Below are 22,038 nucleotides of genomic sequence, written 5' to 3'. Positions count from 1 at the left end.
TTCAGTCCCCCTACTTTATTGATAAAATCAAACTACTTTTGCTTCAGAACGTAACAGCCGGACAAGTTCTTTCACTTGATCTGCAATTTCGCCTTCGAGAATTTTTCCAGCTTCCCGTTTCGGCGGCAAGAATACTTCGATCGTTTTTGTTTTTGCTTCGACATCTTCTTCCTCCAGATCTAAGTCATCCAATTCCAATTCTTCAAGCGGTTTCTTTTTCGCTTTCATAATGCCTGGAAGCGACGGATAGCGCGGCTCGTTTAATCCTTGCTGTGCAGTAACCAGCAATGGCAGCGACGTTTCGATAATTTCTTCGTCGCCTTCCACATCGCGAATGACGGTTACTTTATTGCCGTCAATATCTAATTTCGTAATCGTTGTGACATACGGAATGCCAAGCAACTCGGCAACACGCGGACCAACTTGCCCCGAACCGCCGTCAATGGCCACATTTCCAGCCAAGATCAAATCCGGGTTTTTATCTTTTAAATATTCGGCAAGCACTTTCGCCGTCGTGTATTGGTCTTGCTCTTCAACATCGTCTTCAATATTAATGAGCACCGCCTTATCGCAGCCCATCGCTAACGCCGTGCGCAATTCTTTTTCCGCATCCTCATTACCTACCGTCACAACCGTTACTTCGCCGCCATGTTTGTCGCGTACTTGGATCGCTTCTTCGATAGCATATTCATCGTACGGGTTAATAATAAATTCTGCTCCTTCTTCGCTTACTTTGCCATCCACAATCGTAATTTTCTCTTCTGTGTCAAATGTGCGTTTCATTAAGACGAAAATATTCATGTGAGCCCCTCCTCATTTTGATCAAACATTACTTCAGTTTCAAAGATTCTGTCAATTAGAAACATTATTTGCCACGAAAGACTGGCGGGCGCTTTTCAATGAACGCTTGCACGCCTTCTTTCGCATCTTCTGTTGTAAACACGCTTCCAAACAGCATTGCTTCCTCATGCACCGCTTCCCGGAACGGTTTTTCTTTAAAAGAATTTAAAAGCTGCAAGGTAGCGCGAATCGAAATTGGGCTTTTTTGCGCAATTTTTTGCGCCAGTTTCTTTGCTTCCTCCAGCAATTGCTCTTCCGGAACCGCCTTGTTTGCCAAGCCCCACTGCACCGCTTCTGTTCCGGTAATCGGCTCGCTCGTCCACATCATCTCGGCCGCTTTGCCAAAGCCGACGTAGCGAGGAAGCCGCTGCGTTCCGGCAAAGCCAGGTATAATGCCAAGCTGCAGCTCTGGCAGGCCGAGTTTGGCGTTTTCAGAAACAATGCGGATATGGCAGCTCATCGCCAGCTCCAATCCGCCGCCTAGCGCTGCGCCATGGATGGCAGCAATCACTGGTTTTGGAAAACGTTCGATACGTTCCAGCACTTGCTGGCCATTTTGCGACAGCGCTGTCGCTTCATCGCTGGATTTTACAGAAGTAAACTCTTTAATATCGGCACCTGCCGAGAAAAATCTTCCCTCGCCGTGAAGAAGCACAACACGGACTTGATCATCCGCTTCCAGCTCATCAAGCACGGATGAAAGCTCTTTCAATACAGCGGATGAAAGAGCGTTTGCCGGAGGACGAGAAAAGGTGACGTCCGCGACAAACTCCTCTTTATGGATGTGAAAATATTCCATCTATCCTCTCCCCCTTCCAACAGATTGCGTTTTAGCGAGAAACTGCGCATCCTTTCGTTAACAATTCATAGACAGGTTTGGCCAAAGCGACGAGATCATATTTTTGCTCGTTCATTACCCATGTCGTTATCGTCTCGTCAATCGTTCCAAAAATCATTTGTCTCGTTAGTCGGATATCTAAATCGGGACGAAATTCTCCCTTTTCAATCCCTTCTTTTACAATCCCATCAATAATTCGTAAATATCCTTTCAACACCTCATTAATTCGGTGCCGCAGTTCTTTATTCGATTGACGCAATTCTAATTGAGTAACGACGGCTAAATGATGATCCGCGGCCAGTGATTCAAAATGTTTTTCCACTAATACGTATAATTTCTCTAAAGGGCTCGAAATTCCTGCTATTTCTTGTTCGATTTTCTCAATAAAAGAGCCCATCTTTTCTTGAAACAGCGATATGAGAATATCTTCTTTATTTTTAAAATAGAGATAGATCGTGCCGTCCGCGACCCCTGCTTGTTTCGCGATTTTTGATACTTGCGCCTGATGGTAGCCATGTTCGGCAATGACGACTACCGCAGCATCGATAATTTGTTTAAATTTCGGTTTATCCCTCCGCAATACTCATTCTCCTTTACGAAAATATGAATGATTATTCATTCATGTTTTCATTTTACGAACTGTTTATTTATTTTGTCAAGCCTAAGTTGGACAAAAAGAAGTCATTCTTTTTTTCTTTCTTCTCCGAGCAAGGCGCGGCGCAAAATTTTCCCTACCGCTGTTTTGGGAAGCTCTGTGCGGAATTCGTAAATTCTCGGTACTTTGTATGCCGCCAAACGGCTTCGCATAAATTGATCCAATTCTTCTGCCGTACACTGCTGCCCTTGTTTTAAAACAACGAATGCTTTTACCGTTTCCCCCCGGTATTCATCTGGAACGCCAACGACTACCACTTCCTGCACTTTCGGGTGCTGATATAATACCTCTTCTACCTCCCGCGGATAAATATTGTATCCGCTCGCAATAATCATATCTTTTTTCCGATCAACGATGTAAAAATAGCCGCGTTCGTCCATATAACCGACATCGCCCGTATACAGCCAGCCATCGCGCAACACGTTTTCCGTTTCATGCGGCTGATTCCAGTAGCCTTTCATCACTTGCGGACCGCGGACAACAAGCTCGCCAATTTCATTGGCTTTCGCTTCTTCCCCTGTTTCTAAAGAAATAATTTTTGCTTCCGTATCCGGCCATGGCACGCCGATGCTTCCTTTTACCCGCTCTCCGTCCCAGACGAAATTGCTGTGAGTGACAGGGGAAGCTTCCGTCAATCCGTATCCTTCAATCAGTTTGCCGCTCGTCACTTTTTCGAACTTCTCTTGCACTTCGACTGGCAGCGGCGCTGATCCACTAATACATACTTTAATGGACGACAAGTCATAACGCGCCAAATCCGGATGATTGAGCAGCGCAATATACATGGTCGGCGCTCCCGGAAACATTGTCGGCCTTAATTTCTCAATCGTTTTTAATGTCGCTTCCACGTCAAACTTGGGCAAAAGAATCATTTTATACGCTTGCACAATCGCCAAATTCATCACGGTTGTCATGCCGTATACATGGAAAAACGGCAAAATGCCTAAAATCGATTCTGTTCCTTTATCACAGCGGTACATCCAATGGGCGCACATTAACGTATTAGCGATTAAATTTCGGTGCGTCAGCATCGCCGCTTTCGGCACGCCTGTCGTTCCGCCGGTATATTGCAGCAGGGCGATATCTTCCGCTGAGTTTATTTCCACGCTGGGCTCTGTTGCGTTCGGTTGGGCCATAATTTTCGAAAACAAATGCTGGTCGCTCCGCTCTTCCACTTTGACCATCACAGGTTGCTGCTTCCGCTGCATGAGAGGATACAGCCATTTTTTCACTGTTGGCAAATAATCTTTCATACTTGTAATAATGAGATGTTTCACGTTTGTCTTCGCTTTCGCTTTGGCCGCTTTCGGATAAAGCATGTCAAGCGTAATCAGCATCGTCGCGCCGCTGTCGTTCAGCTGATATTCCAATTCATGCTCCGTATAAAGCGGATTCGTCTGCACGACAATGCCGCCTGCGAACAGCACACCATAATAGCTGATGACCGCCTGCGGGCAGTTTGGCAGCATAATCGACACGCGGTCGCCTTTTTGCAGGCCGATTTGTTTCAAATAATTCGCTAATGTGAGCGCCTGTTCATATACTTCACGGAACGTAAGCGTTTTCCCAAGAAAATAAATCGCTTCATGTCCGCCAAACTGTGCGGCCGTTTCCCGCAAGTAATCGGGCAACGTTTTATCGGGATAGTTAAGGTGATGCGGAATTTCCCGTGGATAATGAGCAAGCCATGGCTTTTCCATCGTACTCCCCCATATTCAAAAATTTCAGATTCGTTTATTTTTATTTTATTATACTTTTTTGAATTTTACATCCAAAAAAAGATCCCAAAAGTTACCTTTTGGGATCCCTTTCCTATAAAAATAAATAAAGAAGACCGATCAATACAAAAAAGGCACATAAAATAAACAATATTTTGGACAATGTTTCCATCGTTTTATTTTTCCACGCTAAATATACGATGCCGCCAATGAGGAAAATTCCGGCAAAAATAAGCAATGTTCTCGCCAATGTCTCCATGCTTCTTTATCTCCCTTTAGTGAATTCCTTCGCCAATGACAAAAGACAAACCAACGGAAATAACCATGGAAATCAAGCCGACAGCCCGATTGTCTTTGGCAATTTCTTCGTCGATGTTAAACTTCGGGGTAAGAAATTCGTAAATGAAATACGCGATCAGCAGCAACAAAAAGCCATATACGCCCCAGCCGATCATCGCCAGCAATGAATCATGATGGCGAAGGGCATAACGGAAAATATTGGTAATACCCAAAATTTTCCCGCCGGTCGCCATCGCTACTGCAACATTTCCTTTTCGAATCTCTTCCCAATTTTTATATTTCGTCACTAATTCAAACACCGCCAAAAAGATGACCATGCATAAAACGGCTACGCTGAAATTGGCGGCAATTTTTACAATTTCATTTTCCCAAAACGTCTTCATCCCGCTCTCTCCCCGTCATTTCAATTCGACAACCGTTACCCCTGTTCCTCCTTCACTGGCTTCGCCAAAATGGAAGCTTTTCACGGCGCGGTGCTTTTTCAAAAACTCCTGCACTCCTTTGCGAAGCGCACCCGTCCCTTTTCCGTGAATAATGGAAACGCGCGGGTACCCAGCCAATAGCGCATCATCGATATATTTTTCCAAACGGGCAAGCGCATCTTCGTACCGTTCGCCGCGCAAGTCCAATTCCAAGCCGACGTGATAGTCTTTTCCTTTGACGGTCGCGATCGGCTTTGTCTCTGTTTTCGGAGCGCTGCCGATATATTCCAAGTCTCGTTCATGGATTTTCATTTTCAAAATGCCGAGCTGGACTTGCCATTCCTCATCCGATACTTTTTCGACAAGATAGCCTTTTTGATTTAAGCTTGTCACTTTCACCTCGTCGCCCGGCTGAAAGACATGACGCTTCTCTTTTTTGCGTTCCTTTTTCTTCTTCGCCAAAGTCGGCATCGCTTCGGCAAGGCGCTTTTTCGCCTCAATCAGCTCATGTTCTTTTATTTCCGCTTGTTTTTCTTTTTGCATGCGGCGAAGCTCCTGAATAATCCGCTCCGCTTCTTGCTGCGAGGCGCGGATGATATCGGCTGCTTTCCGTTTTGCCTCATCGATGATCTCATCCTGCTTTTCTTCAAGCGCTTCCCATTTTTGTCTCCATTCGTCGCGCAGTTTTTCCGCTTCCATCCGTGCTTCTTTTGCCCGCTTTTCTTCCTCTTCTGCTTGCTTTTTGCTTTGTTCTAGCGAGGCGATCATGTTTTCCACTTTATTACTTTCGGTGCTAATATGCGATTTTGCCCGCTCAATAATGCGCTCGTCAAGGCCAAGCCGCCTCGAAATTTCAAAAGCATTGCTCCGACCTGGGACACCAATCAATAATTTATACGTCGGACGAAGCGTTTCGGTGTCAAATTCAACACTGGCATTAATGACGCCATCCCGATTGTATCCGTACGCTTTTAATTCCGGATAGTGGGTGGTGGCTACTGTCCGCGCTCCGCGTCCATGCACCTCATCTAAAATAGCGATTGCAAGCGCAGCTCCTTCTTGCGGATCAGTTCCTGCTCCTAGCTCGTCAAATAAAACAAGGCTTTTTTCGTCAACGCGGCGCAAAATATCGACAATATTGACCATATGCGAGGAAAACGTGCTTAAGCTTTGTTCAATCGACTGTTCATCGCCGATATCGGCATAAACCGCGCGAAATACAGCCAGCTCCGAGCCATCGAGGGCCGGGACAAATAAGCCGGCCTGCGCCATTAATGTCAATAGTCCAATCGTTTTTAAGGTAACGGTCTTCCCACCGGTGTTCGGACCGGTGATGACGATGGTTTTATATTCTTTGCCGAGTTCAATATCATTAGGAACGACAACGCCCTGATCAATGAGCGGGTGGCGCGCCTGCAGCATGCGAATATAGCCACGGTCGTTCATCGCCGGCTTTGTCGCTTTCAGCTGGTTGGCGTATTTGGCTTTAGCAAAAATAAAATCGAGCTGTGCCAATATATGAACCGTTTCTAGCAATGCTTCTGCGTGGTTAGCGACTACCTTTGTCAGTTCGATTAAAATCCGCTCGATTTCCTGTTTTTCTTTCACCCGCGCTTCTCGCAGCTGGTTGTTTAGTTCCACTACCGCTTGCGGCTCGATAAACAACGTCGCTCCGGAAGCCGATTGATCGTGGACGATGCCGCCGTAAGCACCGCGGTATTCCTGTTTCACCGGAATGACGTAGCGTTCGTTGCGGATCGTAATAATCGCATCAGACAGCATTTTTTGCGCCGATGGCGAGCGGATGATGCTTTCTAGCTTTTCCCTAATGCGTGCCTCTGTCGTGCGCAGCTGCTGACGGAGCGAGCGCAATCGTTCGCTCGCGTGATCAAGCACTTCTCCATGATCATCGATGCATCGTTCAATCTCCTGCTCCACTTCTGGAAGCAAAGCAAGGCTTTGTGCATAGCCAGCCAAACGCGGGAAGTTTCCATGTTCCTCGTGCAGCGATTCGATAAACTGCTTTAACTGCCGGCTGGCGGAAACAGTGCTGGCAATGTCCAGCAGTTCTTGCGGGCTAAGCGTGCCGCCGATTTTCGCCCTCTTCAGACTTGCGCGAATATCGAAAATGCCGCCAAGCGGCACATGTCCGCGCAAACGAAGCACCGCCGCCGCTTCATCCGTTTCCTCAAGCCAATCCACTACTTCGGCAAAGTCAGAAGACGGAAGCAATGTTTCAATTTTTTCTTTTCCTAACGACGATGCCGCATGCTTTAACAATTGTTCTTTTACTTTATCAAATTCCAATACGTGAAGAACTTTTGTCTGCACTGATGCAAAACCTCCATGCCCATTTTATTTAGTGGAACGTTTTCGCCGTAAAAAATGCCGTAATTCCTCCAGCGTCCATGTGTTGATGACCGTATCTTTGCGAATCCAGCCTTTGCGCGCCGCCGCCACTCCAATTTCCATATCCTCAAGCATGTCCAAATGATGGGCGTCGGTATTAATGGCAATTTTCACACCGGCGTCTTGCGCTTTTTTCAAATAAACATACGATAAATCAAGGCGGTTCGGATTCGCGTTTAATTCCAACACGGTATCCGTCTCCCGTGCCAGCTCTATGAGCATATCGATATCGACGTCATATCCGTCCCGTCTGCCGATCAGCCGTCCTGTCGGATGGGCGATGACATCAACATAGCGATTGCGAAGCGCAGCCGTAAGCCGCTTCATAATGACATCGCGCGGCTGCGAGAAGCTCGAGTGAATCGCAGCAATGACAAAGTCCAATTCCGCCAACACCTCATCATCGTAATCGAGCGTCCCGTCCGGCAAAATATCCATTTCCACGCCAGCCAAAATCGTAAAATCATCGTATTTCGCGTTTAATCGTTCAATTTCTTCGCGCTGCCGCTTTAATCGTTCGACTGTCAGCCCGTTGGCAACCTTTAAATATTGAGAATGGTCAGTAATCGCCATATAGCGGTAGCCTCGCTTCCGACATGCCTCCGCCATCTCTTCAATCGAACACGCCCCGTCGCTCCAAGCCGAATGCATATGCAAATCCCCCTGGATATGGGAAAGATGAAGAAGCGGATAATCGTCGCGGTAACGGTCGACTTCTGTGCCGTCTTCTCTTAACTCCGGCGGAATAAACGGCAATTGAAAATAAGCAAAAAACGCTTGTTCACTCGGAAACGTTTTTATTTCTCCCGTTTTTCCATTTTCTACGCCATATTCGCTAATTTTTTCCCCTCGTTCTTTCGCCAGCTGCCGCATGCGGACATTATGCTCTTTCGACCCTGTAAAATGATGAAGCGTTGTGGCAAACTGTTCTTCTGTCACTAACCGAAAATCAACGGCAATGTCGTACTCATAAGAAAGCTGCAATGATACTTTCGTATCCCCGCTGGCGATCACATTGGAAATGTGATTTAGCTGCAGCAGCTGTTCCCGCACCAGCTGCGGGTCATTCGTGGCAATAATGAAATCCAGATCTTTTACTGTCTCTTTCATGCGCCGCAAACTGCCGGCACGCGAAAAACGGATGATTCCTTTCATCGTCTTCAACTGCTCTTCAATTTCCGTGGCAATCGGCAGCACCGCTGCCAGCGGCAGCCGCTCCGGACGGGCTCCGCTTTCTTCGATCGCCGCTAATAGTTTTTCTTCTGTTTTTTTTCCAAAGCCCGGCAGTTTCTGCACTTTCTGAGCGAGGCAAGCTTCTTTTAAGGTGGCCATATCGACAACCCCTAGCTCCTGGTACAATTTGGCAATTTTCTTTCCGCCAAGCCCGGGAAGCCGAAGCAGCGTAAGCAGGGTTTCAGGAATTTCCTCCTTTAATTGTTCAAGAACCCTCGATGTACCCGTTTCCAAAAATTCGTTGATGACGCTTGATGTCCCCTTTCCGATTCCCGGGATGGCGGTGAAATCGTCTATTTCCGCAATGCTTCGTTCATCGGTTTCCAATGCGCTTGCCGCCTTGCGAAACGCTGCAATTTTAAACGGATTTTCCCCTTTTATTTCCATATATAACGCAATCGTCTCCAACAGACGAATGACATCTTTTTTGTTTCCTTTCATTTTATCCCCTACCTATCTGTACCATCCGCTACGAAACATAATACAAGTTTTTACGAAAAAGTACAAAAAAACTTCCCTATGAGTCATAGAGAAGTGATTACACCATGTAACGCATCCACATTTGTTTCAACATTTCCGATAAAAATGGGGTATGCTTGACAATGGCAGTAGCAAGAAAAGAACCTTGAAGCTTTGCCTGCCAGCTTTGAATGGGAACTAGTGCACCAATGTATAGGATAAGAAACACAATTAAATATACTTCGACAAATCCTAACGCTCCGCCAGCCCAGCGGTTGATGCTGCGAAGGAGCGGCAATTGCGCCACGAAATCCAGCATTGAACCAATAATTTGCATCACAATTTTCGTAGCGAAGAATAAAATCGCAAACGCGATCGCCCGATAATATGCGTCATCCAAATGCGTGCTTTCAAACAGCAGTTTGACCGTTTCCGGATCGCCAAACGTCGGATACGGAATCCACAGACGCAGCGGCGGCACTAATTTTTCATAATAAAGATAAGCGACAACAAAAGCGATGATAAAGCCGGTCATATGAATAAATTGGAGAATAAAGCCTCGCTTTAGCCCGATCATAAACCCCATTAAAAGGATAAAAAGTAAAAGAAGATCGACCATTCCGTTACTCATCCTTTTCCTTATGTAGTTTTTGTAAAAGCCGATCATATTCTTCTTTTAATTTTATATAATCATGAACGATATTAATTGCTGTTAGTACCGCTAGTTTATTAATATCCAATGTCGGATTTTTCTCGCTAATCTCCCGCATTTTGTCGTCGACAATCGATGCGACTAATCGGATATGGCTTGAGCTTTCTGTGCCGACGATCGTATATTGCTGCCCGTATATATCGACTGTCACCCGCGTTTTTTGTTGCTCCGCCAAATGATTTCCCCCATTCTGCAAAATCCTATTGTTTATCATACCATGAATGCTGATATAATGAAAAGATACGACTATGATATGCAAAAGAAAAAACAATTGCAATTAGGAGTGAATGGCCATGGCAAATCACGTCATCACGGCAACAGCAGCGATGCTGGAAAAGATGCGGAATCATTACGCTTCCGATATAACGGGGCATCTTCCTGCAGGTGCTTTGTTCGTTGCCAAACGATCAGGCTGCACAATTACCGCTTACCGTTCGGGAAAGGTGCTGTTTCAAGGAAAAGAGGCAGAACAGGAAGCAGCGAAATGGATGAAACAATCGGGTCAAAAAGAAACGGCGGCTTTCCAACCTCGTTTGGCTGCTGCATCGGCAGTCGGCTCCGATGAAGTCGGAACCGGAGATTATTTTGGGCCAGTTGTCGTTGCCGCCGCATATGTCGCCAAAGACCAAATGGATGTGATCACAGCAACGGGAGTAAAAGATTCGAAACTATTAACCGATGAAGCCATCCGCCGGCTCGCCCCATCGCTTATGAGCATGATCCCGCACCAAACGGTGATACTGTCCAATCCAATGTATAATGACTGGCAACGAAGCGGAATGCCGCAAACGAAAATAAAGGCGTTATTACATAATGAAGCAATTAGAAAGCTCGTGGAACAACTTTCGCCGCTTGAGCCAGAAGCGATCATTATTGACCAATTTATTGAGCGGGACTTATATTTTCGCTACCTCGAAAGCGAAACAAATGTCGTCCGCGATCGTGTGTATTGCTACCCGAAGGCAGAAACGATTCATATTGCAGTGGCCGCTGCTTCGACGATCGCCCGCTACGTATTTTTGCAGGAAATAGAGCGGCTAAGCAAGCAAGTCGGCATGACATTGCCAAAAGGGGCGGGAGCACAAGTCGATCAAGCTGCTGCAAAGCTTATCCAAATGCACGGGCCTGCCATTCTCGAAACGTGCGCAAAGCTTCATTTCGCTAATACGGAAAAAGCAGTGCGGCTTGCTAAACAGTAAACATAAAAAGAGGATGGCTCGAAAAGACCGTTGTTAACGACCTTTTGAGTCAGCCTCTCTTCGTTCATACATAGACGAGTCAGTTCGGCTCCCGCTGCCGTTTATCATCTTTACTTTCCTTTCTCCTCCAGCGCCTCAACAACCTTTTCCGCCGTGCTTCTACTGGATTGCGGGTTTTGCCCGGTAATCAAATTGCCGTCACGCACGGAGAAATCCGTCCATTTTTCACCGTGGACGAAATTGGCGCCTCTTAAGCGCAACGTCGATTCAAGTAAAAACGGCATATATTGATCTAACTGCACCTCTCTCTCTTCTTCATCCGTAAACGACGTTACCGTCTTTCCTTTGACAAGCGGCGTCCCGTCCTTATATGTCACATTGACAAGACCAGACGGACCATGGCAAACGGCGCCAATGATTCTTCCATCTTCAGCGAATTGCTGCAGAACGTATTGCAATGTTTCATTATCTGGAAAATCAAACATCGTCCCGTGGCCGCCAGGAAGGAAAATCGCATCAAACCCAGTTGCATCGTCTTTGCTCAAACGGGCAGTGTTTTTCAACTCTTTTTCAGCTTCTGCCCAAGCTGGATCTTTTTCTTCAATGCTGCGCGGATCAAGCGGTACTTCCCCGCCTTGAATGCTTGCTACTTTTACGTCATATCCTTTTTCTTTAAACACCAGATACGGAACGGCGAATTCTTCGAGCCAAAGCCCTGTTTTATGGTCGTCGGTAATCGTTGTATGGTTGGTAACCACCATCAGCACACGCTTGGTCATTGGCTATTCCTCCTTTTATCGAATTCGTACTTTTATCATAGATTATCTTCTACAAAAGCACCAATAAATATGCTCAAAAAAGCGGGCTCCCTGCCAGAGCACCGCCTTTACTTCATAAACGGCCACCAGTTTGCCTTGCCGAATGTTTTCACCATCACAGGGACAAAGAGCGGCAGCACAACAAGCGCGTATAAAATTAATCCCGTAAGAACAATCGTCGCGATTTGCAAGAGCGACAAGACGCCGGACGGATACATCGCCGCAAACGTCCCGCCTAAAATGACAGCAGCGGAAATAATGACCGTTCCCATATTGCGCATCGCCAGAAGCATCGCTTCCTGCACCGTCTTGTCGCGATATTCGTTGAAGCGGTCCATCAAGAAAATGCTGTAGTCGATGCCAAGCGCGATCAAGATGACAAACGCGAAAAACGATACCGCCCAGTTTAGGCCGGCATATCCAAGTCCATGGACGAAAATAAGCTCTGTTACCGCCATCGATGTGTAGTATGTCAAAATAAGCGATAAAATTAAATACATTGGCATGATCAGCGAACGAAGCAAAATGATTAAAATAAGCGCAATGCCGGCAAGCATCAACACGACAGTGCGGGAATAGTCATTCGACGAGATGGTGTGCAAATCAGAATAAATGCTTGTCACTCCGCCAACGGCAACTTTTGCGTTTTCGAGTTTCGTATCTTTGACCGCGCGCGCGACCGCATGCTTAATATCATCGATTTTATTTAACGCTGACGTCGAATACGGATTTTCATCAAAAATCACATCAAACGTCACTACTTTTCTATCTTTGGACATATATGCATCTTGTGCTTGGGCAAACTCTTTGCTCTCAAGCACTTGTTTCGGCAAATACCATCCCGTCATTTCTTCGTTTGGCGAAGACGAAAGCTCGGATAAATAGCTTTCTGCGGAACCGAGGCCTTTCGATACTTGCCGAAGACCGTTCGCGCTTTGATCCAGTCCTGTAATTAATTGATTCATTTGCCCGTCTAACTGCGAAAATCCTTGCAGCAGCTGTTCTTGCCCGGCATTTACCTGGCTTAATCCATTCGACAATTGTGGCAGGCGCTCGATGACTTGGCGCTGTCCGTTTGCTGCTTTATCCATCCCTTTTTGCAGCTCGTCAAGCCCGGCAATCAGCTTGGTCATGCCATCGATCCATGCTTTTTGGCCGCTGATAAGCTGCGTAAACGAGCCATTCGCTTGGCGCACCCCATCGCTTGCCTGTTTGAGCGCAGTATTTAATTGTACAAAACCAGCAGTCATTTGCTGTGATTGTTTTGCCAGTTCTGCAGCAACCATTTTTGCCTGCTGGTATTCGCGGTCTTGCTGCAACTCTGGATGTGTTTGCTCAATACGATTCAACGATGCGCTTACCGAGGATAATTGCCCCGATAAGACGTTCATGCCTTCTTGCAGCTGTTCATACTGGCGGACAAGCGAGGAGAGACCGGCGCCCGCCTTTTCATATCCTTGCAGCAACTGTTCAGCGCCTTGCTGTAGCTTTTTCGCATTGTCCTGGATTGTTGCCAATCCTTTTTTGATTTCGCCAGCTCCCATCGAACCGCTGCGAATGCCTTGCTCAATCTGCGCCAACCCTTTTTGCAGATCGCCGATCCCCATTTTGAGACGCTCCGTCCCTGATACAAGCTTTTCCATGCCGTTTGCCGCTTGTTTTAATTTTGGCGCGGACACAGAGAGCTGTTCGCTCGCTTGACTTAGTCCAGAGCTGATTTTCTCAATCCCTTCTTTTCCTTGTCCAAGACCGTTTTTTAAGTTTTTCGCTTGCTCGGTGACAAACAATTGTTCAATCGGTTCTCCTGTCGGACGCGTGACAGAACGTACTTTGTCCACCCCATCGATTTTTTCGACTTCACGGCTAATTTTTTCGATTAATGCGAAATACTCCTGCGAGTTCATCGCTTCATCGTTTTTCATGACGATTTGCGTCGGCATCGCTTCGCCAGGATTAAAGCTTTTGGCAATAACGTTAAACGCTTTGACGGACGCATAGTCGTCACCAATTTCTTCAAGGGAATCAAACGACAAATTCCCTTCATATGTCACCAACACGGGAACGGTAATGACCGCAACGATGCCTAACGCAATTAACGGTCTGGCAAACGCAAACCGGCCTGCGGCATCCCACAATCGGCTTTGTTTATGTTCCAAATTTCCTTTCACCGGCCAAAACAGCTTTGGGCCAAGCGCCGCCATAAAAAACGGCACCAACGTCATCAGCGCAACGAGCAGCACCGCGACACCAACCGCGACCGCGGCAGCCGATTGATACAACTTAAACGTCGACAGCCCAATTGCGGCAAACCCGATCATCACCGCGATTCCACTGAACAATACCGTTTTTCCGGCGGTACGGTATGTGGCGACAATGGCATCCGTGCGGTTTTCATGCTGTGAAAGTTCTTCCTTAAACCGGCTTAACAGCAAAATACAATAGTCCGTCCCAATTCCAAACAACACAGCAACTAAAAAGATTTGCGTAAACGTCGACAGCGGAAAATTCACTTGATCCACAAGAAAAGCAACGATTGACTGCGACACTAAATAGGTTATCCCGACCGTCACAAGCGGAATGAGCGGCGCGACAAACGAACGGAACACGACAAGCAGCACCACTAAAATAAACACAACCGTAATGCCTTCCGTCTTTTTCAACCCTTTCTGCGAGCTGACGACAACGTCTTCGTCAATCATCCATCCTCCCGTGTAATAATGTTCGACAGAAATGTCATCAATCGCTTTGTAAAGTGCCTTGCTTATTTCTTTCGCGCTTCTTCCGTTCCGCTCCAGCTTCACGGACGTTAAAATCGTCGTGCCATCCTTGGAAACAAGTTGATCTTTCAATTCTTTTTCTTTAAACGGGGAAATAACTTCGGTAATCCCGAGCTCCTCTTTCTGCGCTTCCAGCTGTTCAACGGCACGCTCCGCTTCCTTCCAATCGTTGTCCGTCAGCCCGCCTTTGCGGTAAAACACAAGCGCCGTTGACAGTTCGCTCCCCTTGTTTTCCCGCTGCTGCACTTCCTTTAAAATCTCCATCGCTAACGATGACGAATATCCTTTCGGCACGCTAAGCTGCCCTTTCTCGCGGACAAGATCGGCCATGTTCGGCGCCGTCACCATCAGCACGGCAGCGGCGATGACCCATACCAAGAGCACGAACCATTTTCCTTTAATGATTCCTCTCACGATGTTCCCTCCATCTCCTGAAAAATGCGGACAAGTTTTTCATATGTTTGAATAAATGCTTCAATTTCCTCTTCCGAAAATTTGGTTATGAACGATTCGACCAATTTATGAATTTTTTCTTCCGTTTCCGTAATCCATTTGTCTCCTCGTTCCGTCAGCGTCAAATAAACAACCCTGCGGTCGTTTTGATCTCGCGTGCGCTGAAGCAGGCCTTTTTCGACAAGGCGGTTCGTCATCGCCGTAATCGCGCTTTTGTTTACGCCAAACAAGGACGCAAGCTCGGTGGATGTGCATTTCGCTTTCTTTTTGATGCAGCGAAGCAGGTAATACTGGTCGTTTGTCATATCCTCATCAAGCTCGCACTTGACGAGCGCCGCTGCTTTTTTCATTACCATAAACGAAACAGACAAATACCGTTCAATGAGATCATCAATGTTTCTCTTCTGCAAGCTATCGCCCCTTTTTGTGAAAAATAGTTTAATTATTTAACTATTAAACAATGTAACAATCTCCTAGAAAAAAAGTCAAAAGAGAAGTATTGAGAAAGGACAACCGTTATTTTTATGCAAAAAACTTAACAAACCGCAGCCATGTGACTTTTTCGATAATGCCGAAAACGCAAACAGGCTTCACCTATTGAGCCATTGATGGCAGATTGTTCTGACCCAATCATGGTAGTGTTCCCAGCTCTTCCAGACATCTTCTGCCCAGGATTTAAGCATCTCGTCTCTTTTCTTGCCTGGTTCCACACGCAACACATCGAATACCGTCAGCGAATATGTTTGATGAGGTGGTTCGAAGCGAGGCCAATCGTGCCGCCGCTTGGCTAATTCCATGTGTGCTTTCTGTACTTGCCTTCCCGTGTATCCGCATTCAATGGATAAATATAAGCCGATGAGCGCAAATGCCGTTGTAATGTTGCGCGTCACTCCTCCTGAATGTTGCGCGCCGTAGGCGTCGACGGCTAGTTGGTGGATGAAGGCGGGATCATTTTTTGACATGTTATATGCGGCTAATTCTCCGTAAAACTGCCAGCACTCGCCGGATGCGTGATAACGGTCGCAAGGCTCTAAATTTTTACTAGGAAGTTTCAGTTTGCATCCTGGACATTCTACAATAAGATTTCCCATTTGAAAACACCTCCGTACATTCTTTTTCATTTTACAAGATAAAATTACAAGAAACGATAGATTCGTAAACGAGCGGCGTTTGCTCGTTTGAGCATAACAAATACATAATGAGAATGGACAATAATTGGTTATATACCTCATTCTCCGTTGCACTAAACAATGCTTGGACATTTAATAAAAAAATCCATCTCCTTGGCAGTCACATACCGTGATAAAAAACAAGGGCCAAGGGATGGATCGTTTCCATAAGCGAATAGGACCGATTACGCCGCAATATCGCGCTTCCGGAAAATAAACCATGTAAGTGCGTTAAATATAACAAAGTAAATAAGCAGCATCATCATGGAAAACGGCATTGTCATTCCTTCGACAAGCGGCGTTCCATCAATATATTGCGTTAAGTCTGTATTGGCAAATAATAAATATTTTGCCCAGTCAAATTTCATGGCAAGAAGCGTCGTAATCTGCGGCCCTGCAAACAGGGCAAAAGTCGCCAGTCCAACCGCAAGCGAGTGATTGCGAAACACCGCGGATATCATAAACGCAAAGGTCGTCATCATGACAAGATCAACGCAATTGAGTGCGTATACTTGCATGACATGGAGAAGCATGCTTTTCTCAACAACCGTTCCGTTTTGGTACGCTAAATATGGTTCGCGGATGTTTTCGATTCCAAAAACAATCGCGCCGACGACGGACGAGAAAACAAATAGCAATAGCAGCATGCAAAGCGCAAACAACAGAGCGGCAATGTATTTCGAAAGCAAAATTTTCGTGCGGCTGGCGGGACGAATGAGAAGCAGCTTGATCGTTCCCCACGAAAATTCATTGGCTACGCTTCCTGCCGCCACAATAATCGTAAACAGCGTGATCAGCGCAATAATGTCTGCAGAACTCACCAAATATCCCCAGAACGTATTGGACGCCACAGGTTTTATATTATGCTCTAGACGATACTCATTGATTTTCAGCTGCTGTTCGAGATGATTTTTATACATTTTCGGCACCTTTTCCTCAGAAAGCTGTGCTTCCATTTCCTTTATCTCCGAAGCAACCTCCGCCTTCCAATTTTTCGGCTCTTTATGCGTTGCTTTTGTAATCAGCGCTCCCGCTAATGTCGACAAGGCAAGAAGAGCGATCATAAACCATGTGCCAATACGGCGGTAAATTTTCATATTTTCGTTTTGAATTAATGAAAGAATGCTAGGCAATTTCATTACCTCCCGTCATTTCTAAAAATCTTTCTTCCAACGATTTCGTAAGAACTTGAATGCCATATACTTTGATATTTTCTGACACTAAGGCGGCATTCAAGCTTGGTATTTCCTCATAATCGATGGAAACTTCAATTCCTTGCTTTGCCGATGTGATGTTCATATGAGGATAGATGTTTTTGATCACGGTTAGTGCCTGTTCCACCGGCTTTACTGTAAGCAGCACCTTTTGAGCTTGTTTTGACAGCTCTTGAACCGATTCAATTCCTACTAATCTTCCATGTTGAATAATCGCAAAGCGGTCGCACATCATTTCCATTTCCGACAGAAGATGGCTTGAAACGATGATCCCCAGCCCTTCTTCTTTCGCCAGCTTGCGCAAATAGTCGCGGATTTCGCGGATGCCGGCGGGATCGAGCCCGTTTGTCGGTTCATCCAAAATAAGCAAAGAAGGCCGATGAAGCAATGCCTGCGCCAGTCCTAGCCGCTGCCGCATGCCGAGCGAATATGTTTTCACTTTGTCATGAATTCGTTTTTCCAACCCCACTAGTTTGACAACCTCATCGATTCGCTCCTTTGTTACTCCTTTTGTCATTCGCGCATAGTGCAATAAATTTTGATAACCCGTTAAAAATTTATACATCTCCGGGTTTTCGACAATGGCGCCGACATGCTGTATCGCTTTTTCAAAGTCTTTTTGAATACTGATTCCATTAATCAGCACATCGCCACTAGTAATTCCCATCAGCCCTACAATCATGCGAATCGTTGTCGTTTTCCCGGCGCCGTTCGGCCCCAGAAACCCAAACACCTCCCCTGGAAATACCTCGAGCGACAAATCATGGATAATCGTTTTCTTGCCAATATCTTTCCTGACATTTTTCAACTGCAAAAGCGGATTCATGGTCGTTCCTCTCCCTTATAAATTTTTTTCAGCCGGTTTACTACACTATCGCGGCTTGTTTCTCTTAATTCATCGACGTGGACGCGCTCCGCCACTTTTCCATCACGGAGGAAAATCGCCTCATCCAGCAATGGTTCCACTTCATCGATTTCATGTGTCGTCATCACAATCGTCTGCCGTTCTAGATCGACAAATGAAATCAGTCCCTTGACGATAGATTCGCGCACCATCGGGTCAAGGCCGGACAGCGGTTCATCCATCAATAAAATCGGCGCTTCCCGCGCTAACGTAAAAGCGATTTTCGCACGGCCCCTTCCGCCTTTGGACAGCTGTCTTATTTTTTTATCAGGCTGGATTTCCATAAACTCTAAAATGTCATGCGCTTTTTCTTTGTGGAAATCGCTAAATTGCGAAGCGTAAAACTCCAGCATATCCTTAACCGTAAAGCTGTCATAATAGGCGTCCAGCTCCGATAAATACGCGACTTTGCCGCTGATTTTTTTCGTTACTTCCATTCCATCGACTAGCACTTTTCCTTTCGTAGGAAAAACGAGTCCGGCAATCAATTTCAAAAAAGTTGATTTGCCGCTGCCGTTTGCGCCAAGGACGCCGATGATTTTTCCTTTTTCTAAACTTAGCGATACATCATCTAATGCGATGACATTACCGTACTTTTTTGTGACGCGCTCGAACTCAATCATTGTTTCTTTCCATCCTCTCCCTTACTGAAATCTTTTAGCGAAGCTATCATGTCATTCATCGTAAATCCAAGCTCTGTCATGTTCCGTATAAAATCAGCCACAATATCTCGTTTCAGCTGTTCACGCAACCGTTCGATGGCTTCCACATTTTCCGTGACAAACGTTCCTTGACCGCGCCGTGTTTCCACAATCCCCATCCTTTCGAGCTCGCTATATGTGCGCTGGATCGTATTCGGGTTTACTCCTGTTTGTACGGCCATCTCCCGCACAGACGGCAATTTATCTCCCGCTTTCCATTCGTTGCGCACAATTTTCTTATTAATTTTCTCCATTATTTGCATATAGATCGGCTTCGTTGTATCAAACTCACCGGCCACGTCTTTACACCTCAACTTTTCTGTCAATTAACCAAATAGAAGCGCAAAATACGAGGACAGCCATAATACCGTAAAAAACGACTGCTCCTATTGACATCGTTTCAATCTTTTCAATCATTATCCATTCTTCAGTTGTATTGTACTTGAACATAACCCCCGGCATCGCTATTTTTCCCCATCCCGTTAGCCATTCGTATACGTTTGTTTTCATAAACAACGAAAATAGCCAGCCTAACAGAAAATAAATAAGCGCAACAATCAGCCCCGATAGTTTCGCAAACATTTGTTTACAGATGCGGTAAATCACCCAATAAAATAAACACCAGACCGCCATATGGATAGATAGCAGCATAATAGACAAAACCGCCAGCACACCGCTTTGGATAAAAAGCTCATGATTCCACATTTCCTCATGGAAATACCTCTCTTTTATTTCAAGCGACGCAATGTAGGTAAATAGCGCTGAAACAAACAGGGAAACAAGCAGGCTGCCAAACGCGATAAGCAGTTTGGCGCTTACCAATCGAAATGCCGGCTGTGGGGTGTGAAGCCATAAATGAAGCCGCTTCGCTTCCGTTTGCAAGCTGAGAGCCATAAAGATCAACATATAAAAAGCATGCAGGCATGTGACAATCAATGATGGAACGAACATCGTTATCGGTTCATCGTATTTTAGAGCCAATAAATATGCCACGATATTAACGGCGATCACGATTCCAACCGTAGTTATTATCCACATCTTAGAGATGCGCCATTCTTTTTTTAATAAGCCAATCCACGAACTCATTTTTTCCCCTCCAGCAATAGTGGATTAGTGTACTAGTAATATAGTACACTAATATTCAAAATAATGTCAATTTGTCACTCTTCTTTTCTTCATACACATAAACGACCGAAAATCGTCGTATGCTTAAACAAAGGAAACGAGGCAAATAAAAAAGATGTCGTAAAATTGCTTGATCGACATCCTTTGTTCCACACTATTTACATTTTGAAATATCTCAGCAAAGATTTTCTGGAAATTCGCGGTCGTCCTGCCGCGTATGGCGTTTCAGTAAAAAAACGTCGGCCGATGCATCGCAACAAAGATTGCAAAAAGAGGAGCGATTTCATCATCCATTGCATGTTCCGCAACTCAATTAGAAATCATGTTAATATCCACCCCTTGGGATGGTAGTTGGACCTCTGTATATAATTTCCAAGGTGGTGGATTTTCATGAATCGATTATGCGTTTTTTACCACGTTCTAAATATTGACAAAATTTCTTAGATCCTAGATATTGATTAACCTTAATGAAAATGAGTTTAATCATGTTAAAATCACTGAAAAAGAGTTTTTAGCACTCCATTGAAAATGAGATAAAGTCTAATTTTACAATTGACTTAATCTTCTTGAGACACAACAAAAATGAACAATTATCTAATTTTTATTTACTTTGGTTAAACCCGTACAATTTATGTTCAGCATCTTTGCATTAAAACCAGCTTTTCCGTGATTTTTATGCTTGGAATCACTGCTGGAAAGACAATTTTCCGATTCGTGATTTGTCTCATAAAGCGACAAAGGCGTCACGTTTTTGCTCCACAGAAGGGGTATGCAGAGACTGCGTGAGTGGAAGATATAATGATACTTGTGTTCCCTTGTTGACTTCGCTTGCAATTTGGATCGTTCCACCCATCGATTCGATAATTCGATAGACGACCATCATTCCAAGTCCGGTACCTCTTCTTCCTTTTGTTGTAAAATATGGTTCCCCAAGGCGTTCGATTTGTTCTTTGGTCATTCCGACCCCTGTATCCGAGATGCGGATAAGCACTTGATCTTTTTCGATAGAAATGTAAACTTCGAGTGTGCCGCCATTCGGCATTGCTTCAATAGCGTTCTTGATAATATTGAGCAAGCATTGTTGAAGTTTTTGGCGTTCCCCTTTGACGTTACAAGGAATGAGCGACGTTTGGACTTCAACACTATTCATGTTTGCCAGCGGACGCACAATATCGATGACGCGTTCCATTTCTGTTTTCACATTTAGATTTTCTACGCTTTCCGGAGCAGGTTTGGCAAATGTAAGATAATCCGTGATAATCGCTTCAGCGCGATCTAATTCTTCGATGGCAATGCGAATGTATTGTTTCCGCTTTTCTTGCGATAAATGGCTTTGCTCCAGCAATTGTATAAACCCTCGCGCGGTCGTTAGGGGATTGCGCACTTCATGGGAAATGGAAGCAGCTAAGTGGCTGACCACTTCCATTTTTTCCGCGCGGATAATCCGTTTTCTTAATACGCTGTTTTTATATAAAACTTCTTTAAGATAGCATGTGAAAATCATACTGATTGGCTGAATAGGCAGGTAGAGCCAAAACGCTGAAGAAGCCGGCAATGTGTGATGAAAGGATTGGATCCAAACGACCATGAGCATCTCGGAAACAGCGGATAATAGAAAAGCAAGCAAAATGCGCTGTTTGGAAGACAAGGCCAAAAATTTTTTCGATAAGGCTATGCCGGCGATCATAATGGCGACCGATGTAATAGCGGTCAGCATGAATTCTTTTCCGCCAAAAAAAGAGCGGTAGCCAATCGTCACCATACAAAGAAAAAGGCTGGCGATCGGCCCTTTATACAAACTGCCCAACCAAAGAGGCACTTGATGTAAATCGTAAATATATTCCGCATCGATGTTGGGATTGATAGGAAATGTCATGCAAAGAATGATGATAATAGCAAAAGCCAGTGTTAAAATGTACTTCCTTATTTTTTCAGGTGCGTTTCTTTCCTCAAGCCATAATGCAAGAATGAAAACTGGGATCAGAATAAAAAACAAATTTAATAGGACGTTTTTTACAATGTCGAGGAACATATTCACACCTTCCTTTACATGACAAAATCTTAATGAATTCAGCATTTATTTAGCCATTTA

At 45.2% G+C, this 22,038-nt stretch carries 21 protein-coding genes; 1 reads left to right on the top strand and 20 read right to left on the bottom strand.

From position 1 onward, the window contains the following. Nucleotides 1-27: 27 nt before the first annotated feature. The 10 genes from BV455_RS13090 to zapA all read right to left on the bottom strand — a co-directional run bounded on the left by BV455_RS13090 (nt 28) and on the right by zapA (nt 9,761). On the bottom strand, nt 28-801 hold the full coding sequence (locus BV455_RS13090; protein WP_017435441.1) for an electron transfer flavoprotein subunit beta/FixA family protein: 774 nt from the start codon (nt 799-801) through the stop codon (nt 28-30). A 64-nt stretch (nt 802-865) separates the two neighbouring features. Further along, nucleotides 866-1,639 (bottom strand): enoyl-CoA hydratase, encoded by a 774-nt coding sequence (locus BV455_RS13085; RefSeq protein WP_042406564.1) that lies wholly within the window; start codon nt 1,637-1,639, stop codon nt 866-868. Nucleotides 1,640-1,670: 31 nt separating this feature from the next. After that, complete coding sequence (locus BV455_RS13080) at nt 1,671-2,258, bottom strand: TetR/AcrR family transcriptional regulator (protein WP_017435439.1); 588 nt, start codon at nt 2,256-2,258, stop codon at nt 1,671-1,673. A gap of 101 nt (nt 2,259-2,359) precedes the next feature. Continuing rightward, nucleotides 2,360-4,033: a long-chain-fatty-acid--CoA ligase gene (locus BV455_RS13075; protein WP_017435438.1), complete on the bottom strand. Its 1,674-nt coding sequence runs from the start codon at nt 4,031-4,033 to the stop codon at nt 2,360-2,362. 112 nt (nt 4,034-4,145) lie between these two features. After that, nucleotides 4,146-4,310: a hypothetical protein gene (locus BV455_RS13070; protein ID WP_017435436.1), complete on the bottom strand. Its 165-nt coding sequence runs from the start codon at nt 4,308-4,310 to the stop codon at nt 4,146-4,148. A gap of 16 nt (nt 4,311-4,326) precedes the next feature. Further along, complete coding sequence (locus tag BV455_RS13065) at nt 4,327-4,734, bottom strand: DUF350 domain-containing protein (RefSeq protein WP_017435435.1); 408 nt, start codon at nt 4,732-4,734, stop codon at nt 4,327-4,329. Nucleotides 4,735-4,749: 15 nt separating this feature from the next. Beyond that, complete coding sequence (locus BV455_RS13060) at nt 4,750-7,104, bottom strand: endonuclease MutS2 (protein WP_042406566.1); 2,355 nt, start codon at nt 7,102-7,104, stop codon at nt 4,750-4,752. Between the two features lie 24 nt (nt 7,105-7,128). Next, nucleotides 7,129-8,856: a DNA polymerase/3'-5' exonuclease PolX gene (polX, locus tag BV455_RS13055; protein ID WP_061579358.1), complete on the bottom strand. Its 1,728-nt coding sequence runs from the start codon at nt 8,854-8,856 to the stop codon at nt 7,129-7,131. A 97-nt stretch (nt 8,857-8,953) separates the two neighbouring features. Beyond that, the gene (locus tag BV455_RS13050; protein ID WP_017435432.1) at nt 8,954-9,493 is read right to left on the bottom strand and encodes a CvpA family protein; all 540 of its coding nucleotides are present in this window, start codon (nt 9,491-9,493) and stop codon (nt 8,954-8,956) included. A gap of 4 nt (nt 9,494-9,497) precedes the next feature. After that, complete coding sequence (gene zapA, locus BV455_RS13045) at nt 9,498-9,761, bottom strand: cell division protein ZapA (RefSeq protein ID WP_017435431.1); 264 nt, start codon at nt 9,759-9,761, stop codon at nt 9,498-9,500. Between the two features lie 118 nt (nt 9,762-9,879). On the opposite strand from zapA, the gene rnhC reads away from it, so the two are divergent. Continuing rightward, the gene (rnhC, locus tag BV455_RS13040; protein WP_061579357.1) at nt 9,880-10,785 is read left to right on the top strand and encodes a ribonuclease HIII; all 906 of its coding nucleotides are present in this window, start codon (nt 9,880-9,882) and stop codon (nt 10,783-10,785) included. Between the two features lie 110 nt (nt 10,786-10,895). Here the strand turns inward: rnhC and BV455_RS13035 are convergent, their stop codons facing one another. The 10 genes from BV455_RS13035 to BV455_RS12990 all read right to left on the bottom strand — a co-directional run bounded on the left by BV455_RS13035 (nt 10,896) and on the right by BV455_RS12990 (nt 21,978). After that, nucleotides 10,896-11,564 carry a type 1 glutamine amidotransferase domain-containing protein gene (locus tag BV455_RS13035; RefSeq protein ID WP_061579356.1) on the bottom strand — a complete coding sequence of 223 codons (669 nt, stop codon included), beginning with the start codon at nt 11,562-11,564 and terminating at the stop codon, nt 10,896-10,898. A 107-nt stretch (nt 11,565-11,671) separates the two neighbouring features. Then, on the bottom strand, nt 11,672-14,794 hold the full coding sequence (locus tag BV455_RS13030; RefSeq protein ID WP_218687262.1) for an MMPL family transporter: 3,123 nt from the start codon (nt 14,792-14,794) through the stop codon (nt 11,672-11,674). Beyond that, the gene (locus BV455_RS13025; RefSeq protein ID WP_017435427.1) at nt 14,791-15,243 is read right to left on the bottom strand and encodes a MarR family winged helix-turn-helix transcriptional regulator; all 453 of its coding nucleotides are present in this window, start codon (nt 15,241-15,243) and stop codon (nt 14,791-14,793) included. The genes BV455_RS13030 and BV455_RS13025 overlap by 4 nt, the downstream gene beginning before the upstream one ends. Before the next feature lie 180 nt (nt 15,244-15,423). Then, nucleotides 15,424-15,924 (bottom strand): DUF5946 family protein, encoded by a 501-nt coding sequence (locus tag BV455_RS13020; protein WP_042406576.1) that lies wholly within the window; start codon nt 15,922-15,924, stop codon nt 15,424-15,426. Nucleotides 15,925-16,187: 263 nt separating this feature from the next. Then, nucleotides 16,188-17,135 (bottom strand): ABC transporter permease, encoded by a 948-nt coding sequence (locus BV455_RS13015; protein ID WP_218687261.1) that lies wholly within the window; start codon nt 17,133-17,135, stop codon nt 16,188-16,190. Beyond that, entirely contained in the window at nt 17,128-18,042 is a 915-nt protein-coding gene (locus BV455_RS13010) for an ABC transporter ATP-binding protein (RefSeq protein ID WP_042406578.1), read from the bottom strand. The genes BV455_RS13015 and BV455_RS13010 overlap by 8 nt, the downstream gene beginning before the upstream one ends. Beyond that, nucleotides 18,039-18,743 (bottom strand): ABC transporter ATP-binding protein, encoded by a 705-nt coding sequence (locus BV455_RS13005; protein WP_218687260.1) that lies wholly within the window; start codon nt 18,741-18,743, stop codon nt 18,039-18,041. The genes BV455_RS13010 and BV455_RS13005 overlap by 4 nt, the downstream gene beginning before the upstream one ends. Continuing rightward, nucleotides 18,740-19,120 (bottom strand): GntR family transcriptional regulator, encoded by a 381-nt coding sequence (locus BV455_RS13000; protein WP_017434544.1) that lies wholly within the window; start codon nt 19,118-19,120, stop codon nt 18,740-18,742. The genes BV455_RS13005 and BV455_RS13000 overlap by 4 nt, the downstream gene beginning before the upstream one ends. A gap of 4 nt (nt 19,121-19,124) precedes the next feature. After that, on the bottom strand, nt 19,125-19,907 hold the full coding sequence (locus tag BV455_RS12995) for a hypothetical protein (RefSeq protein WP_218687259.1): 783 nt from the start codon (nt 19,905-19,907) through the stop codon (nt 19,125-19,127). Between the two features lie 763 nt (nt 19,908-20,670). After that, complete coding sequence (locus tag BV455_RS12990) at nt 20,671-21,978, bottom strand: ATP-binding protein (RefSeq protein WP_218687258.1); 1,308 nt, start codon at nt 21,976-21,978, stop codon at nt 20,671-20,673. Nucleotides 21,979-22,038: the final 60 nt, after the last annotated feature.

Origin of the sequence: Parageobacillus caldoxylosilyticus (genome assembly GCF_019272935.1) — a bacterium.
In the GTDB taxonomy this organism is placed as follows: Bacteria; Bacillota; Bacilli; order Bacillales; family Anoxybacillaceae; genus Saccharococcus; species Saccharococcus caldoxylosilyticus.
This window is presented reverse-complemented; position numbering and strand designations above follow the sequence as displayed.